Raw genomic sequence first — 15,253 nt, 5'->3', positions numbered from 1 at the left:
CAGGGGTGCCCGCGTGGCGCGGGCACCCCTACCCGTTGGGCGCCGCCTTCGATGGGAAGGGCACCAACTTCGCGCTGTTCAGCGAGGTCGCCGAACGCGTCGAGCTCGTCCTGGTCGGCGACGACGGCACCCACAGCAGCGTCCCGCTCACCGAGGTCGACGGATTTGTGTGGCACGGCTACCTGCCCGGAGTCGGCCCGGGCCGCCGCTACGGCTATCGGGTGCACGGACCGTGGCACCCGGCCCTGGGCCACCGCTGCAATCCGGCGAAGCTGCTCCTTGACCCGTACGCCAGAGCGGTCGACGGGCTGATGGACAATCACGCCTCCCTCTACGAACGTGCCCCAGGCGGCCCCGCCTCCGCGGACAGCGCCGGGCACACCATGCTCGGCGTCGTCACCGACCCGGCCTTCGACTGGGGCGAGGACAGCCCGCCCCGGCGGCCGTACGCCGACACGGTGATCTACGAGGCGCACGTACGGGGCCTCACCCGCACCCACCCGGACGTGCCGCCCGAACTCCGCGGTACCTACGCCGGTCTCGCGCACCCCGCGGTCGTCGAGCACCTGACCTCGCTGGGCGTGACCGCCGTCGAACTGATGCCGGTGCACCAGTTCGTCCAGGACGGCGTGCTGCAGGACCGCGGCCTGTCCAACTACTGGGGCTACAACACGATCGGCTTCTTCGCGCCCCACAACTCCTACGCAGCCCACGGCACCCGCGGCGAGCAGGTCACCGAGTTCAAGGCCATGGTGAAGGCGCTGCACGCGGCCGGGCTCGAAGTGATCCTGGACGTCGTCTACAACCACACCGCCGAGGGCAACGAGAAGGGCCCCACCCTCTCCTTCCGCGGCATCGACAACGCCTCCTACTACCGCCTCGTGGACGGCGACTGGCGGCACTACTACGACACGACCGGCACCGGCAACAGCCTGCTCATGCGCCACCCCTACGTCCTCCAGCTGATCATGGACTCGCTGCGTTACTGGGTGACCGAGATGCACGTCGACGGGTTCCGTTTCGACCTCGCGGCCACTCTGGCCCGGCAGTTCCACGAGGTGGACCGGCTGTCCGCCTTCTTCGACCTGATCCAGCAGGACCCGGTGATCAGCCGCGTCAAGCTCATCGCCGAACCGTGGGACGTGGGCGAGGGCGGCTACCAGGTGGGCAACTTCCCGCCCCTGTGGTCGGAGTGGAACGGCAAGTACCGGGACGCCGTACGGGACTTCTGGCGCGCGGGCGAGCACACGCTCGGCGAGTTCGCCTCCCGGCTGACCGGCTCCTCGGACCTGTACGCCCACAGTCGGCGCCGGCCGCGCGCCAGCGTCAACTTCGTCACCGCGCACGACGGATTCACCCTGCGCGACCTCGTCTCGTACAACGACAAGCACAACGACGCCAACGGCGAGGGCAACCAGGACGGTGAGAGCGTCAACCGTTCCTGGAACTGCGGGGCCGAGGGCGAGACGGACCAGCCCGCGGTGCTGGAACTGCGCGCCCGCCAGCAGCGCAACTTCCTGGCCACCCTGCTGCTCTCCCAGGGCATCCCCATGCTCTGCCACGGTGACGAAATCGGGCGCACCCAGCGCGGCAACAACAACGCCTACTGCCAGGACAACGAAGTCTCCTGGATCGACTGGGCGTTGACCGGGGAGCAGCGCGAACTGGCGGACTTCACGCGGTACGTCATCGGCCTGCGCGCCGCCCACCCGGTACTGCGCCGTCGCCGTTTCTTCCGCGGCGAGACCGGGACGCAGACCGGCCGGCCGCTGCCCGACCTCGTGTGGCTGCTGCCTGATGCCCAGGAGATGACCGACCGGGACTGGCAGCGCTCCGACGCCCACTGTGTCGGCGTCTTCCTCAACGGCGACGCCATCGCCGAACCCGACCCGCGAGGCCGGCCCGTGGTGGACGACTCCTTCCTCCTCCTGCTCAACAGCTACTGGGAACCGGTGGACTTCCAGCTGCCCGACAGCACGTACGGCGAACGCTGGACGACGCTGATCGACACCGCCGCACCGGAGGGCTCCCCGGACGAGTCGGAACACAAGGCCGGCACGGAGCTGGCCGTCGAGGCACGCAGCCTCGTACTGCTGTCGCGGCCGCCGATGAGCGCCCCGTAAGGGGCGCGGGGCTGTGTCGATATGCGGCTCCGCCGCGTGGGCGCGATCAGCCCCCACCGACCCACAGCAAACGACCTGCCTACAACGAACCGCCTATCCAGCGGAGCGCTCAGCTCTCGCGGTGCGATGTCACCGTGAACTGGGCGCCGTCGGGGTCGCGCAGCACGGCCTCCTGCTCGCCCTCCCGCAGGACGCTGCCGCCGCCCGCCTCCGCGGCCCGTGCGCAGGCCGCCGCGTCGGACACCGCGAAGTGGATCTGCCAGTGCGGCCGGATCGTGGGGTCGGGCGCCGCCTCCAGCGCCCCCGACTCGATGCGCGCGACCGCGTCCCCTCGGCTGCGCAGCACGACCTCGCCCCCTTCGTACTGGACCTCGCAGGCACCGGGACGGTCCGTCGCCCAGTCCAGGATCTCGCCGTAGAACAGGGCGGCGTCGAAGGCGTCCCGGGTGTGGAGCCGGATGAAGGCGGGCGCCGACCGGCGCCAGGTCTCCCAGTTGCCGACGAGCTCTCCCTCCCAGATCCCGAACGTCGCCCCGTCCCGGTCGGCCAGCAGCGCCGCCCGCCCGGGTGGGAAGGAGAGCGGCCCGACGGCCGCCGTACCGCCGCGCTCCCGCGCCCGGGCCACGGCCACGTCCGCGTCGGGCACGGCGAAGTACGGGGTCCAGGCGACCGCGACCTGCCACTCGGTCGCCACGGCCGCGATACCGGCGACCGGCACTCCGTCCGCCAGCGCGATCCGGAAGCGGTCGCCGAGCCTGGCCGAGCGCCACCTCCAGCCCAGCAGGGCCCCGTAGAACTCCTGGGTGGCCTGGAGATCGCGGCTGGTCAGACTCACCCAGCAGGGTGCTCCGAAGACGGAGTCGGTGGAGACGACGTCCTTGGTGGCGCTGGAACGTGTCGTGTCATGGTTCATGAAAGTCGCGTCCTGATCTCGTCGACCGGCAGGCGCCGCTCTCCCGTCCAGTGTCCAACCGGAACCCCTCTCCGTGCCTGTCGAGGGCGACCGGACGATCGCTCTTGACCGTCCGTTGGTGCCATTAGCTCTGATACAGAGGTAATCTTCCGGTGTGGACTCGGAGAACTTCCCGGAAGAGCTGGCCGACGCCCTCGTCGGGGTCCAGCGTCTGATCCGGCGCCGACTGCGCAGCGGGATGACCGTCCCGCGGCTGCGCGGCGCCGAGGTGGAGCTGCTGCGCCTGGTGGAGGCCCGGCCCGGAATCGGTATCTCGGAAGCCGCCAAGGAGCTGTACCTGGCGGGCAACTCCGTGTCGACGCTGGTCAACCAGCTCGTGCGGGAGGGCCATCTGGTCCGGGAGACCGACCCCGCCGACCGTCGGGCCGCACGTCTGCAGCTCACCGAGGCGGCCGAGACCCGGCTGCGCGACTGGCAGCAGCGCCGCGCCGCCCTCGTACGCCGACAGGTGTCACGGCTCGACGAGGCGGACCGGGACGCCCTGCGCGCCGCGCTCCCGGCCCTGCGCAAGCTGGCCGTCAATCTGCACGAGGAGGCCGAGGAGTCATGACCCGTGACGCTGCCGAGGGACCGCCCGCAGCGGTCTCCTGCACCGGACTCACCTACGCCTTCGGCGAGACCAGAGCCGTCGACGGGCTCGACCTTTCCGTCGGGGAGGGCGAGGTCTTCGGACTGCTCGGCCCGAACGGAGCCGGGAAGACCACCGCCATCCGCTGCATCACCACCCTCCTGCCGGTCCCCGCGGGCATGGTCCGTGTCTTCGGCCACGACACCGCCGGGGACCGTATGGCCGTACGACGCATGCTGGGCTACGTCCCCCAGCAGCTGTCCGCCGACGGCGGGCTCACCGGCCGGGAGAACGTCGCTCTCTTCGCCCGGGTCTTCGACGTCCCCCGCCGAGAACGCGCGGCACGCGTCGGCCAGGCCCTGACCGCGGTCGACCTCACCGAAGCCGCCGACCGGCTGGCCAACACCTACTCCGGCGGCATGGTCCGCCGCCTCGAACTCGCCCAGGCCCTGGTCAGCGCGCCCCGGCTGCTGATCCTCGACGAACCGACGATCGGCCTCGACCCGATCGCCCGGACCAGCGTGTGGGACCACATCAACGCCGTGCGCGCGGCCACCGGCATGACCGTGCTCGTCACCACGCACTACATGGACGAGGCCGACCAGCAGTGCGACCGGGTCGCCCTGATGCACCACGGCCGCATCCGCGCACTCGGCACCCCGGCCGAGCTCAGGGAGAGGCTCGGCGAACGCCGGCGCGCCGCGGGCGCGGCCGGCACGGACACGCTGCCCACGCTGGAGGACGTCTTCCGCGACATCGTCGGCAGCGGCCTCGACGAGTCAGGAGATTTCCGCGATGTCCGAAGCACCCGCCGCACCGCGAACCGCGTCGGCTGACCATGCCCACGAGAACGGCATAGACCTCCTGCTGAAACCGCCTGCGCCCCGCGCGGGCTGGCGGCTGCTGCCCGCCCGGGTCGGCGCGATGTGCGTGGTCGAGCTCCAGAAACTGCGCCACGACCGCACCGAGCTCTACACCAGGGCCGTCCAACCGGCCCTGTGGCTGCTGATCTTCGGCCAGACGTTCACCCGGATCAAGGCGATCCCCACCGGCGGCATCCCCTACATCGACTATCTGGCGCCCGGCATCATCGCCCAGTCCGCGATGTTCATCGCCATCTTCTACGGCATCCAGATCATCTGGGAGCGGGACGCGGGCATCCTCAACAAGCTCCTCGTCACCCCGACCCCGCGCTCGGCCCTCATCACCGGCAAGGCGTTCGCGGCCGGCGTGAAGTCCCTGATCCAGGCCGTCGTCGTCATCGTCATCGCCGCCCTGCTCGGCGTGGCACTGACCTGGAACCCGCTGAAGCTGCTCGGCGTCGCGGTGGTGGTGATCCTCGGGTCGGCCTTCTTCTCCTGCCTGTCGATGACCATCGCCGGCATCGTGCTCAGCCGGGACCGTCTGATGGGCTTCGGACAGGCGATCACGATGCCGCTGTTCTTCGGCTCCAACGCCCTCTACCCCGTGTCCGTGATGCCGGGCTGGCTCCAGGGCATCAGCAAGGTCAACCCGCTCAGCTATGAGGTGGACGCCCTGCGCGGCCTCCTCCTCGGCACCCCGGCACACCTGGCGGCCGACTTCGGGGTCCTCGCCCTGGCCGCCGCGCTCGGCATCGCGGCCGCCTCGTCCCTCCTGGGACGCCTGGCCCGCTGATCTTGTGACGGAACGTGATGTGCGGCACGCGCGGGGCCACCGTCCGAGAGGTGGAAAGCGAATTCTTCCTGCGCACGGCTTGATCAGCGATCAAAGGGGGTGAATCACCTGGCCACAGCGCATTCTGCTCATTTGACAGTGCGCTGAGCACACAGATAGGAAGCAGCTCTCTGAGGTCGAAGAGGTGCATTGTGTACGAGCCGAACGTGGTCGGGGACTGGCAGGAGTACGACGAGCATGCCGGTCTGCGGGTCCGCGTCCACCAACTGGAGGCGGCCGAGCCGCCGCGCGGCCGCGACGACGCCGCCGAGGGACAGACGTACTTCAGGGTCCGGGTGACCGTCGAGAACCGTGGCGAGCGGCACTTCGGGATCCACCTGGAGGACGGTCAGATCGACGTGCGGATCGGTCCCGACGGCGAGAGCGCGTTTGTCGACTGGCGCAACACGCAGTTCATCGAGGGCTTCGACGTCTACCCGCTGCGCCGCGTCACCGCCGTCCTGTACGCCGCCGGACCAGAAGCCTCCCTGACCCAGATCGACGTCCAGATCCAGCTGCGGGTCGATGAGGAGTGGACCGACCGCCGGCTGTGGGCGGGCGCCATCGGACTCCACGAGGGCTGCGTCGGCGCGGGCGCGCCCTGCGGTGCGGGGCGTGAGGGCCTGGCCCACCAGGTGAGCAACTTCCTGCGCGACGAGGCCGGAGAGGGCACCGCCTGAGCGAGGCTCAGTGCGGGATGCCGTCGATGATCTCGCGGGCGCCCTGACGCAGCAGGGCCACGGCGACCGAGGTGCCCAGCGTTGCCGGGTCCAGTCGCCCCGCCCACTCGTGGGCGTTGAGCCGGGTCTTGCCGTCCGGTGTGAACACGCAGGCGCGCAGGGAGAGTTCGCCACTCCGGTCCACCTGCGCGAACCCGGCGATGGGGCTGTTGCAGTGCCCCTGCAGGACGTGCAGGAACATGCGTTCCGCCGTGGCCTCGCGGTGGGTTTCCGGGTGGCCGAGCGCGCTGACGGCGTCGATGGTCTCGGTGTCGCCCTCGCGGCACTGCAGGGCGAGGACGCCCGCGCCGATCGGCGGCATCATGACCTCGGGGGAGAGGATCTCGCTGATCACGTCCTGCTGGCCGATGCGCTCAAGGCCCGAGACCGCGAGCAGCAGCGCGTCCGCCTCACCGGCAGCGAGCTTCTCAAGGCGCCGGTTGGCGTTCCCGCGAAAGGGCACGCACTCCAAGTGCGGGTGCGTGGCGGCCAGTTGCGCGACCCGGCGCACCGAGGAGGTGCCGATCCGGGTGCCCGCCGGAAGCTCGTCCAGGGTGAGCCCGCCCGGGTGGACGAGGGCGTCGCGGATGTCGTCCCGCTTGAGGAACGCGGCGAACACCGTGCCCGCCGGGAGCGGCCGGTCGGCCGGCACGTCCTTGACGCAGTGCACCGCCAGGTCGGCCTCCCCGGCCAGCAGCGCGGCGTCCACCTCCTTGGTGAACGCCCCCTTGCCCTCGACCTGCGAAAGATCGCCCATCCACTTGTCCCCGGTCGTCTTCACCGGCACGACCTCGGTACGCACACCGGGATGCAGCACACCCAACTCGGCGCGTACACGCTCCACTTGGGCCAGTGCCATGGGCGAGTCGCGGGAGACGATGCGGATCAATTCGGGAACCGACATGCCGACACGATAGACCTTCGCGACGGTGCGCTCGTGCCAGTCGGACGATCAGGCCGCGCTGTCGGCTTCGAGCGGCGCCGCCGACTCCCGGGAGACGGGCCAGGTCAGCACCGCGAGAGCCGCCACCGTGAGCAGCCCGCCGACCAGGACCGTGCCCCGTACATCCACCACGGGCAGCAGGGCGCCGCCGAGCAGGGCACCGGCGGCGACACCCACGTTGAAGGCGGCCGAATTCGCGGCGAGCGCCGACTCGGTGCGTTTGGGCGCCACGCGCAGCACCTGGCTCTGCGTCGCCATGAAGACGGGGGCGACCGAGCCGCCCAACAGCATGAGCATCCCGACGGTCACCACCTGGCTGCTCCCGCCTGCGTACAGGCCGAACAGCGCCACCGCCTGGGTCGCCACCGGCACGATCAGCGTGCCCCGCGGGAACCGGTCGAGGAGCGGGCCGGTCACGGTGACACCGGCCAGCCCCGCCGCACCGAACGCGAACAGCACACCGCTCACCGCCCCTTCCCCGAACCCGCTCACCTCGTCGAGGAACGCGACGATGTACGTGAATCCCGCGAAGGCGCCCGTCACCGAGAGGGCGGTGGTGGCGAGGACGACGAGGAACCGGCGCCGGTCCGGGGCGGCGCCGTAGGCGGAGTGGCTCTCCTGCGGGTGGGACGTCGGCAGGAGGACGGCGATGGCCAGGAGCGAGACGAGAGCGAGCACGCCGAGCACCGCGAACGGCACGCGCCAGCCGCTGTGCCCGCCCAGCCAGGTCCCGGCCGGCACACCGAGAACGATGGCCAGCGAACCGCCCACCGACAGCAGCCCCATGACCCGGCCCCGCCGCTCGGGCGCGAACAGACCGACCGCGACCGTCCCCATCACCGCCCAGAACAGCGCCTGGGCGAGCGCGGTCGCCACCCGCGCCGCCAGCAGCAGCCCGTACGACACCGCTGTCAGCGCCGACACCCAGCTCGCCACGGCCAGCACACCCAGCAGCCCGGCGAGGAGGTACCGGCGCGGGACGGACCGGGTGAGGTGCGCGAGGGGCAACGACACGACGGCCACCGTCAGGCCGTACCCGGTCACCAGCACGCCCACCGCCGTCAGCGACACCCGCAGATCGTCCGCCATGAGGGCGAGCAGGCCGACAGGCAGGTTCTCGGTGGTGTTGAAGGTGAACGCCGCCAGCATCAGCGCCGCTACGACGGCGGCCCGGCGCCAGGCGGCCGGACGTACGCTGCCCATGGACGTGCCTCTCGGGTGGGGGTCGGGACGGGGCAAGCGTGCTGGGCGGGAGAGGCTGCTTCTACTCTTTCGGTCCGGGCCGAATCGCTCACGGAGGCCGCGTTGCCGCTGACCCTGCACCTGGACACCGCCGACCTGACGCGCTGCCGGTTCGCGGTCTCCCCGCTGTGCCAGACCCACGAGGCGCTGCGCATGCTGCGCCGCCCGGCCCGGCACGGCTACCACCAGAGCTGGCTGCGCCGGATGCGGCGGACCGTCTCCGGGCTCGACCTGTCGCCGCTGTGGCTGTTCATCCCGCGCGCCGGCGGCTACACCCCGGACTTCCTGGGCGCGCCGCCCAAGGAGTCGTACCCCTCCTTCGACGACGAACTGGTTCGCATGCGCGCGACCGAACCAGCCCTGGCCCGCGCCGAGATGGAGCGCTCCCTCGCCTGCACACCGGGCCTCGCCGAGTCCTCGGCGGGACGCGCCGCGCTCGACGACCCCGCGCGGGCCGTCGCCCGCCTCGCCGACCTCACCGAACTCGCCTGGCACGCCCTGCTCGCCCCGGACTGGCCGCGCCACCGGGCTGTCCTGGAGGCCGACATCGCCCACCGCACCCGGCAGCTCGTGGACGGCGGCCTCGACGCTCTGCTCGCCGGACTGCACCCCGGCATCGACTGGGCCGGACACACCCTCACCCTGCGCATGTACGGCGACCTCGCGGACGCCCAACAGGCCGACGGGCGAGGCGTGTTGCTCATGCCGAGCGTGTTCGTCTGGCCGGATGTCGTGAGCGGATTCGCCAGTCCCTGGCAGCCCACCGTCATCTACCCCGCCCGCGCCATGGGCCGCCTCCATTCCGCGCCGGACCGCCGCCCGCCGGACGCGCTCGCCCGGCTCCTGGGCCGACAGCGCGCCGCGATCCTCGTCGGCCTCGACACCCCCACCGCGACAACGGAGTTGGCCCGCCGCCACGCCATGGCCCCGTCGAGCGTGTCGGCACACCTCTCGGTCCTGCGCGACGCGGGCCTGCTCGACTCCCGGCGGCACGGCTACTACGTCCTGTACGAGCGCACGGAACTCGGCGACGCCCTTGCGGACGACAACTGACCTGCTCCGGGGCCCGGGTTCAGGCGCCGGGCGGGGCCACGCAGGCATACAGGGGCAGTGGCCGCATCCCGTGGCGGATCTTGAGGGGCGCGTTGCTGCGGCCGCCCTCCACCCACTGCTTCCCCCACTCGATGGCCGCACGGATCTCCGCCGCCCACAACAGGTAGTTGGGGCTGAACCCGTCGACGGTGGCGTGGCTCGTGCCGCCCGCCCACATGTGCACACGCTCGTTGTCGAGGAGGGTGACCGCGGCGGCCAGCGTCCGGTCGCCCTGGTCCACACGGACGATCTTGGCATGGTCGCCCAGCGCCATCACGAAGTCGCCGAAGACGCTCTCGGGGTACATGTGCGCGCTGTTGTGCTTGGCCGCGGTGTGGCGGATGAGCTCGCCCACCGTGCCCAGAAAGTCCGGGCGGGGGGCCTCGATCGTGATCGTGACCCCGGCGTCCGCCGCACGGCGCAGGTACTGCCGGATCGTCCGCCGGGTCTTGCCGCCCAAGGCCGCCAGATAGGAGTCGTAGGAGTCATAGGCGCGGGAGTCGGGCCCGGCCGTGCCGGTCAGCGGGAGTTGGAAACGGGTCACGATCGGTGCCACCCGCCACCCCTTGCGCCGGGCCACGTCGAGGACCGGGTCGCCCTCCGCGACGCTGACGAGCCCCGCGGCCTGCGCGCCGTCGGAGGCGCCCAGCTCCACCACGGCGTCCAGCACCGCTGCCAGGATGCGGTCACGCCGCCCCGGGTCGCTCTCCCGGACGGGGATCCGGGTGTCGTAGCAGTACCAGTTGTGCCCGAGGAGCGCCGGTCCGTCCGCTTCGGGAATGCCGACGCCGCGCAGGGAACCGTATGGGTCGCCCTGCTTCTGGAGGTAGCACGGCAGTACGGCGACGGTCCGGCCCGCCTCGAGGACGGTCAGGTAGCGCACCGCGGCGTACGGGCTCAACGGGCTGGTCTGGAAAGCCCGCAGGTAGGCCGGTGAGTAGTGGACGGGGGCGGCGGCCCCCTCGGTCACCTCCTGCCACTGGGCGGTGTCGACGTCGTCGATGGAGTCGGCGACGGTGATGTCCGGCATGCTCACTCCCTCTTCCCTTCGTTCACCCAGCCCGCCCCCTCCATCGCCGCCAGGAAACGCTCCCCGAAGCCCGGCTCCCAGCGGAGCCCGGAGTCGAGTTGGGCTGTGCGAATCACGCTCGCGGCGTCGGAGACGCCGTCGATGCTCTGCGCGAGGGACATCGCGGAGGCGTAGAACCTGCCCCGGTTCTCGGTCAGTTGGCCCAGGAACCACTGCCGGTCCGTCTCGCCGGCGGCTCCCATCAGCGCCCGGAGGTTGAAGGGCCCTGGCCAGGTCCGGTGCAGACTCGGGCCCTGTTCGTCCGATGCTTCGGGGGCATCGGTCCAGGCTTGGGACAGCGTGCGGTGCAAGTCGCCGAGCCGGTGCGCCTGTTGGTCCAGGACGTCAGGGCTCGCGCCGAGCGGTAGCAGGGTCGGGAGAGCGTCGCGGCCGTACTGCCAGCGCCGGGTCAGCAGGGCGGCGGTCAGCGGGTCGTCGGTCGGTGGCAGACAGGCGGTCATCCGGTGGGCCGTCCAGCGGGTGAGGAGGTGGGCGAGTCGGTCGGCGTCGCGGGGGCCCGCCGTCGCCACGACAGCGGCTGCGGACGCGGCAATCGCGGCGGACCTGCGCAGCTCCTCCGGGTCGACCTTGTCGAGCGTGTCGGCACCGGAGTGGTTGAACCGGTCGGGCCAGTGCCCCAGTTGTACGGCCGGACAGCCGATCGCCCGGTCGGCCAGGACCGCGTGGTCGGAGGCGCCGACGAACGGTGTCGTACGCCACGCCCACACATCGCATCCGACGGCCGAGCTGTAGGAGCGCGCGGCGGACGGCAGCGCCCGCACGCAGGCTTCGACCAGGGCGTTGGCGAAGTGCGGGAGGTACTCCGGGCTGTGCTCGACGATCAGCGGACCGCCGCACAGCCGCTGGTCCTCGCCCACCATGTCGAGATCGACCGCCATCATCGGCAACGGCCTGCCCTCCTCGACCGTCCGGTGGACATAGGCGGCCAGCCCCACGAACTCGGGCGCCCAGACGAACCGGACCGGTCGGCGCGGCGCGCGCCTCGCCAGCACGCGCCCGGCCGCCAGGGCCGCCGCAACCCCGGAGGCGTTGTCGTTGGCGCCGGGCGCGGGGTGGCAGAGATGCGCGGCGAGCAGACAGGCGTCGGGCCCGGGCGAGGGATCCCCCGGTGTGCGGGCGACCACCACCGGCATCAGGGCCGGGGTGGTGTCGACGTCGACAACCACCCGAACGCGTTCGCCTCGGCTGTGTGCGCGGTGCAGTTCGTCCAGTTGGGCCGGGAGAACGCTGAAGCCGAACAGGCCGCTACCACCCGGGAGTTCGACCCGGCCGGCATGGTCGCGGAGGTCGGGACGGGCCGTCACGCAGAAGCCGCTCGCTCGCTCGTCTCGCATCCGGGCGAAGAGCTTCCCGTCGAGTTCGGCCGCCGACGGGACGAGGACCACCGCGCCCGGCGGCCAAGCGTCGTCCTGCACGCGGGCAAGGGGTGCTTCGCCGTATGTGGCCGCCGAGTTGGCGGCGAGGGCGTAAGGCTGTGCGCCGTAGTCGACCAGTGGGGGCCCGCCGGCGACCGACAGGCGCGCGGCGTGCGGAGTCCAGGAGGCGGGCGCGGTGAAGGTCCACCACGCGGTGCGGCCGTCGGCGGGGAAGTTCAGTACCTCGACGGTCGTCAGGCCCACGCGCTCGGCCTCGCCCGCCACGAAGTCGGCCGCCGCGGCGATCCCCGCCGATCCCTGGTAGCGGTCCCAGGTGGCGAGTTGGGCGACCCAGCGCATCGCCTCGTCGGCGTCGATGTCGTGGTGGATCCGGCCGACGAGATCCGTGAGGCTAGTCGACATGCGCGAACGCGGCACGGAAGGCGGAGAGTCGGGCGTCCGAGAGGGGAACTGCGATCTTCAGGAGCGGAGTGTCGACAGCGATCTCCTTGGCCCACATCTCGTGCTTGTCCAACACCGCTCTCGCATCCTCCCCGCCCGTCGTCACCCAAGGCAGGCAGTCGGCCCCCTCGGTCACCTCCAGGCCCACCCGCCGCAGCGTTGCCGACACCTGCGGCTTCACCTCGGCGATCCTGGCCCGGAGCCGGGCGAAGACGTCGCCTTGTTCGAGAAGGCGCAGGGATACGGCGAGACCGGCGCTGTTCGCGGCAAGGGGCGGGGCGAACTCCCTCAGACGCTGGGTCAGTTCAGGTTGCGCGACCGCGAAACCGACCCGCAGACCGCCACAGCAGTAGCCCTTGGACATGCTGCGCACCACGACCAGGTTGTCGTGCTCGGCGACCGCCGGCACGCAACTCGCGCGCGGCCCGGCATAGACGGCGTACGCCTCGTCCAGCACCACGGTCGTGCCCCGCGCGCGGCAGGCCTCGGCGATCTCGTCCAGCCGGGACCGCCCGTACAGGTCGCCGGTGATGGTGGGGCGGTCCAGGACGAGGACCGAGGGCGCGTGCCGGTCGAGGTCGGCCGCCAGGTCCTCCGGCCGGGTCACGATCGCCTCGGCGCCGAGCCGTGCGGCCAGGCGGGGCAGGTCCGGGTGGCCGCCGGCCAGGTGCAGCACCGGCCCGGGCACCGCGAGCGCGGCGCACGCGTGCAGCAGCCCGGTGGCCCCTGTCCCGGCGGTCACCATGTCGGGGGAGAGGTCGAGACCGAAGTGCCCGGACAGCACGGGCGCGGCCCTCTGTGCCGCGTAGGGGTCGGTCACGTGGTATTCGCGCGCCAACTCGGCGACGCCACCGTCCTCGTACACGCTCCGAAAGGCCGCGTCGACCGACGGCCGTACGAACTCGATCTCGTCCGGCGACCAGCGCAGATCCACCGCGCAGGGACGCTTTTGCGCGGGCTGTGCCCAGGTCGCGATCGCTCCCGCGCCTCGGGTTCCCGGACTCCGCGCGACGAACTGGACGTACCGTGACACCGGGGCGGCCTCGCGTCCCACGACGAAGTCCGCGTCGACGCGCTCGACGGCGAAGCCCGCGCGGGTCAACAGGTCCCGTACCTCGGCGGGTTGGTACATCCGCACATCGTCGTGGATGACCACCGGCTCCGCGTTCCCCCGCCGAACCTCGATCGAACCGGCGCTACGGCCGGAGCCGACCAGGTAGTTGCGGCGGAAGTCGGCGCGCAGCCCCTCGGTCTCGAAGGTCGCCTCGGGCACGAAGTGGCCGGCGATGGCCAGCACGTTGGAGTGGTCCAGGAGCAGCAGCCCGCCAGGGACGAGTGCCCGGCGGGCCTCCTGGAGCAGGCGCAGCTGCTGGGGATCGCTGCCCCAGCCGAAGGACTGGACGCAGACGATCGCGTCGAACTCGCCGAGCAGCCAAGGGAGTTCGCGGAGGAGGTCGAGGCGCGTCCACTCCACCCGCACACCGGCGCCGGCGGCCGCCGCCTCGGCCCGCTCCAGCGCCCACGCGCCGACATCGACACCGGTGACCTCGAAACCACGCTCGGCCAGGGCGATCGCGTGGCGGCCCGTCCCGCAGCCGAGGTCGAGCACGCGGCGGCCCGGGGCCGAGTCGTCGAGGACGGCGGCGAGATAGTCGGCCTCGGAGGCGGTGCGCTCGGCGGTGTACTCGTGCGCCGCCACGGCCCAGAACTCCTCCCCGAAGAACTCCGAATACCAGGGAGTGCCGTTCTCGGGCCGGGCATCGCTCATACGGCGTCCGCCCGCAGCGCCTCCTGCCGGTGCAGGAAGCCGCACACATCGCACAGCCCGGCCGGGTTGGCCACGCCCTCCTGGAGGACGTACCGTCCGCCGCAGACCCGGCACAGGTCGTCGACCAGCGGCAGCAGGGTGCGCTGGACGTTCTCGAAGGCGTTGAAGAGGTAGTAGTCGATGCCCGGCCACAGGTCGTAGAGGTGGTCGGCCATCGCGTAGGCGAGGGAGCGTTCGTCGGAGCCGGTGGTGAAACGGCCGGGCGCGCCCTGCCGGTTGAGGTCCGGGGCGACGAGCTCCAGGTAGAGGGTCAGTTCCTTCTTGGTGATGCGGTAGAGCGGGAAGACGTAGCGCATGCCGCCCAGTTCGCGCACCGGGATACCGCCCATCCGGTAGCCCGTGGTGAACCAGGTGACCATGCTGGCCACCAGATCGTCGGCGTTGAAGCCGAACGCCACGACCGAGGCGCCCGTGCGCTCGGCCTGCTGCTCCAGCATCCGGCGCAGGACCTGGTGGCCGATCACCATGTTCATGTTGCGGTGTTCGCCGGAGACGACCTTGTTCATCATGTCGACGAACGGCTCACGCAGCTTGAAGAGTTCGGCGACATCGTCGGCTGTGACGATGACATGGTCCACGCCCAGGCCCGCGCAGGCGTCCAGCGCGATCCGGAAGGTGGCCGGCTCGTCCCAGTCGGGCAGTCCGGTGATGGTCACGGCGGTCATGTCGGCCTCGGGCCAACGGCCTCGGGTGCGTTCCAGCAGCTTGAGGTAGGCGACACTGTCACGGCCGCCGGACAGTCCGATGACGACCTTGTCCCCGGGGCGCATGGTGGCGCCGGCCGTGATGCTCTGGACGAAGGTCTCCTCGACGTACGTCACGAAGGTCTCGGCGGTGAACTGCTCGGTGCGCCGCTCCAGGTTGCCGCCGTGGTCGAACAGGACGGACTTGGTGTAGACGGGGTCCGGCGCGGCGTAGACGTGTTCCTTGGGGCGGCGCAGGACGTCGAGGTCGTAGTGGCGCACCTGGCGCACCTCGATGACGTCGTCGGGCTGGATGACGACCGTCGCCTCGGGTATCACCGCCCCGTTCCGGTGGGCGAGAACGGCGTTCGCCGGGATGCCGTGGACGCGGAGCACGTCCATCAGGTTCTGTCCCGGTGTCGCGTGCAGGGTCTCCGAACCACCGGTCTTGTTGCGGAACACGACCGTGCTCACGGGGCT

13 protein-coding genes are annotated in these 15,253 nt (G+C 71.4%); 6 read left to right on the top strand and 7 right to left on the bottom strand.

Going from position 1 to position 15,253, the window contains the following annotated elements; genetic code table 11:
* Nucleotides 1-5 precede the first annotated feature (5 nt).
* Entirely contained in the window at nt 6-2,123 is a 2,118-nt protein-coding gene (gene glgX, locus AC5DRG_RS02935; protein ID WP_491812949.1) for a glycogen debranching protein GlgX, read from the top strand.
* 109 nt (nt 2,124-2,232) lie between these two features.
* On the opposite strand, the gene AC5DRG_RS02930 is transcribed toward glgX, so the two are convergent.
* Entirely contained in the window at nt 2,233-3,036 is an 804-nt protein-coding gene (locus AC5DRG_RS02930; RefSeq protein WP_491807814.1) for a VOC family protein, read from the bottom strand.
* A 154-nt stretch (nt 3,037-3,190) separates the two neighbouring features.
* Here AC5DRG_RS02930 and AC5DRG_RS02925 point away from each other — a divergent pair, with 154 nt between their 5' ends.
* The 4 genes from AC5DRG_RS02925 to AC5DRG_RS02910 all read left to right on the top strand — a co-directional run bounded on the left by AC5DRG_RS02925 (nt 3,191) and on the right by AC5DRG_RS02910 (nt 6,039).
* Complete coding sequence (locus AC5DRG_RS02925) at nt 3,191-3,646, top strand: MarR family winged helix-turn-helix transcriptional regulator (RefSeq protein WP_491807813.1); 456 nt, start codon at nt 3,191-3,193, stop codon at nt 3,644-3,646.
* Nucleotides 3,643-4,500 (top strand): ABC transporter ATP-binding protein, encoded by an 858-nt coding sequence (locus tag AC5DRG_RS02920; RefSeq protein WP_491807812.1) that lies wholly within the window; start codon nt 3,643-3,645, stop codon nt 4,498-4,500. The genes AC5DRG_RS02925 and AC5DRG_RS02920 overlap by 4 nt, the downstream gene beginning before the upstream one ends.
* On the top strand, nt 4,460-5,320 hold the full coding sequence (locus AC5DRG_RS02915) for an ABC transporter permease (RefSeq protein WP_491807811.1): 861 nt from the start codon (nt 4,460-4,462) through the stop codon (nt 5,318-5,320). The genes AC5DRG_RS02920 and AC5DRG_RS02915 overlap by 41 nt, the downstream gene beginning before the upstream one ends.
* A 191-nt stretch (nt 5,321-5,511) precedes the next feature.
* Complete coding sequence (locus AC5DRG_RS02910; protein ID WP_491807809.1) at nt 5,512-6,039, top strand: hypothetical protein; 528 nt, start codon at nt 5,512-5,514, stop codon at nt 6,037-6,039.
* 7 nt (nt 6,040-6,046) lie between these two features.
* Here AC5DRG_RS02910 and hemC read toward each other — a convergent pair whose 3' ends face one another.
* Nucleotides 6,047-6,982 carry a hydroxymethylbilane synthase gene (hemC, locus tag AC5DRG_RS02905; protein WP_491807808.1) on the bottom strand — a complete coding sequence of 312 codons (936 nt, stop codon included), beginning with the start codon at nt 6,980-6,982 and terminating at the stop codon, nt 6,047-6,049.
* A 48-nt stretch (nt 6,983-7,030) separates the two neighbouring features.
* A complete protein-coding gene (locus AC5DRG_RS02900) occupies nt 7,031-8,224 on the bottom strand; it encodes an MFS transporter (protein WP_491807807.1) in 1,194 nt (397 codons plus the stop codon).
* Nucleotides 8,225-8,326: 102 nt separating this feature from the next.
* Here AC5DRG_RS02900 and AC5DRG_RS02895 point away from each other — a divergent pair, with 102 nt between their 5' ends.
* Entirely contained in the window at nt 8,327-9,316 is a 990-nt protein-coding gene (locus tag AC5DRG_RS02895; RefSeq protein ID WP_491807806.1) for an ArsR/SmtB family transcription factor, read from the top strand.
* Between the two features lie 19 nt (nt 9,317-9,335).
* On the opposite strand, the gene AC5DRG_RS02890 is transcribed toward AC5DRG_RS02895, so the two are convergent.
* The 4 genes from AC5DRG_RS02890 to AC5DRG_RS02875 are packed head-to-tail and all read right to left on the bottom strand — an operon-like array spanning nt 9,336 to nt 15,247.
* Nucleotides 9,336-10,385: a GNAT family N-acetyltransferase gene (locus AC5DRG_RS02890; protein ID WP_491807805.1), complete on the bottom strand. Its 1,050-nt coding sequence runs from the start codon at nt 10,383-10,385 to the stop codon at nt 9,336-9,338.
* A gap of 2 nt (nt 10,386-10,387) precedes the next feature.
* Nucleotides 10,388-12,223 (bottom strand): DUF4910 domain-containing protein, encoded by a 1,836-nt coding sequence (locus AC5DRG_RS02885; RefSeq protein ID WP_491807803.1) that lies wholly within the window; start codon nt 12,221-12,223, stop codon nt 10,388-10,390.
* The gene (locus AC5DRG_RS02880) at nt 12,213-14,030 is read right to left on the bottom strand and encodes an aminotransferase class I/II-fold pyridoxal phosphate-dependent enzyme (protein ID WP_491807802.1); all 1,818 of its coding nucleotides are present in this window, start codon (nt 14,028-14,030) and stop codon (nt 12,213-12,215) included. The genes AC5DRG_RS02885 and AC5DRG_RS02880 overlap by 11 nt, the downstream gene beginning before the upstream one ends.
* Complete coding sequence (locus AC5DRG_RS02875; protein WP_491807801.1) at nt 14,027-15,247, bottom strand: tRNA lysidine(34) synthetase; 1,221 nt, start codon at nt 15,245-15,247, stop codon at nt 14,027-14,029. The genes AC5DRG_RS02880 and AC5DRG_RS02875 overlap by 4 nt, the downstream gene beginning before the upstream one ends.
* Nucleotides 15,248-15,253 lie beyond the last annotated feature (6 nt).

The organism is Streptomyces sp. JLBG701 (assembly GCF_058544905.1).
The sequence above is the reverse complement of the archived record's forward strand: the minus strand, read 5'-3'. Positions and strand labels throughout refer to the sequence as shown.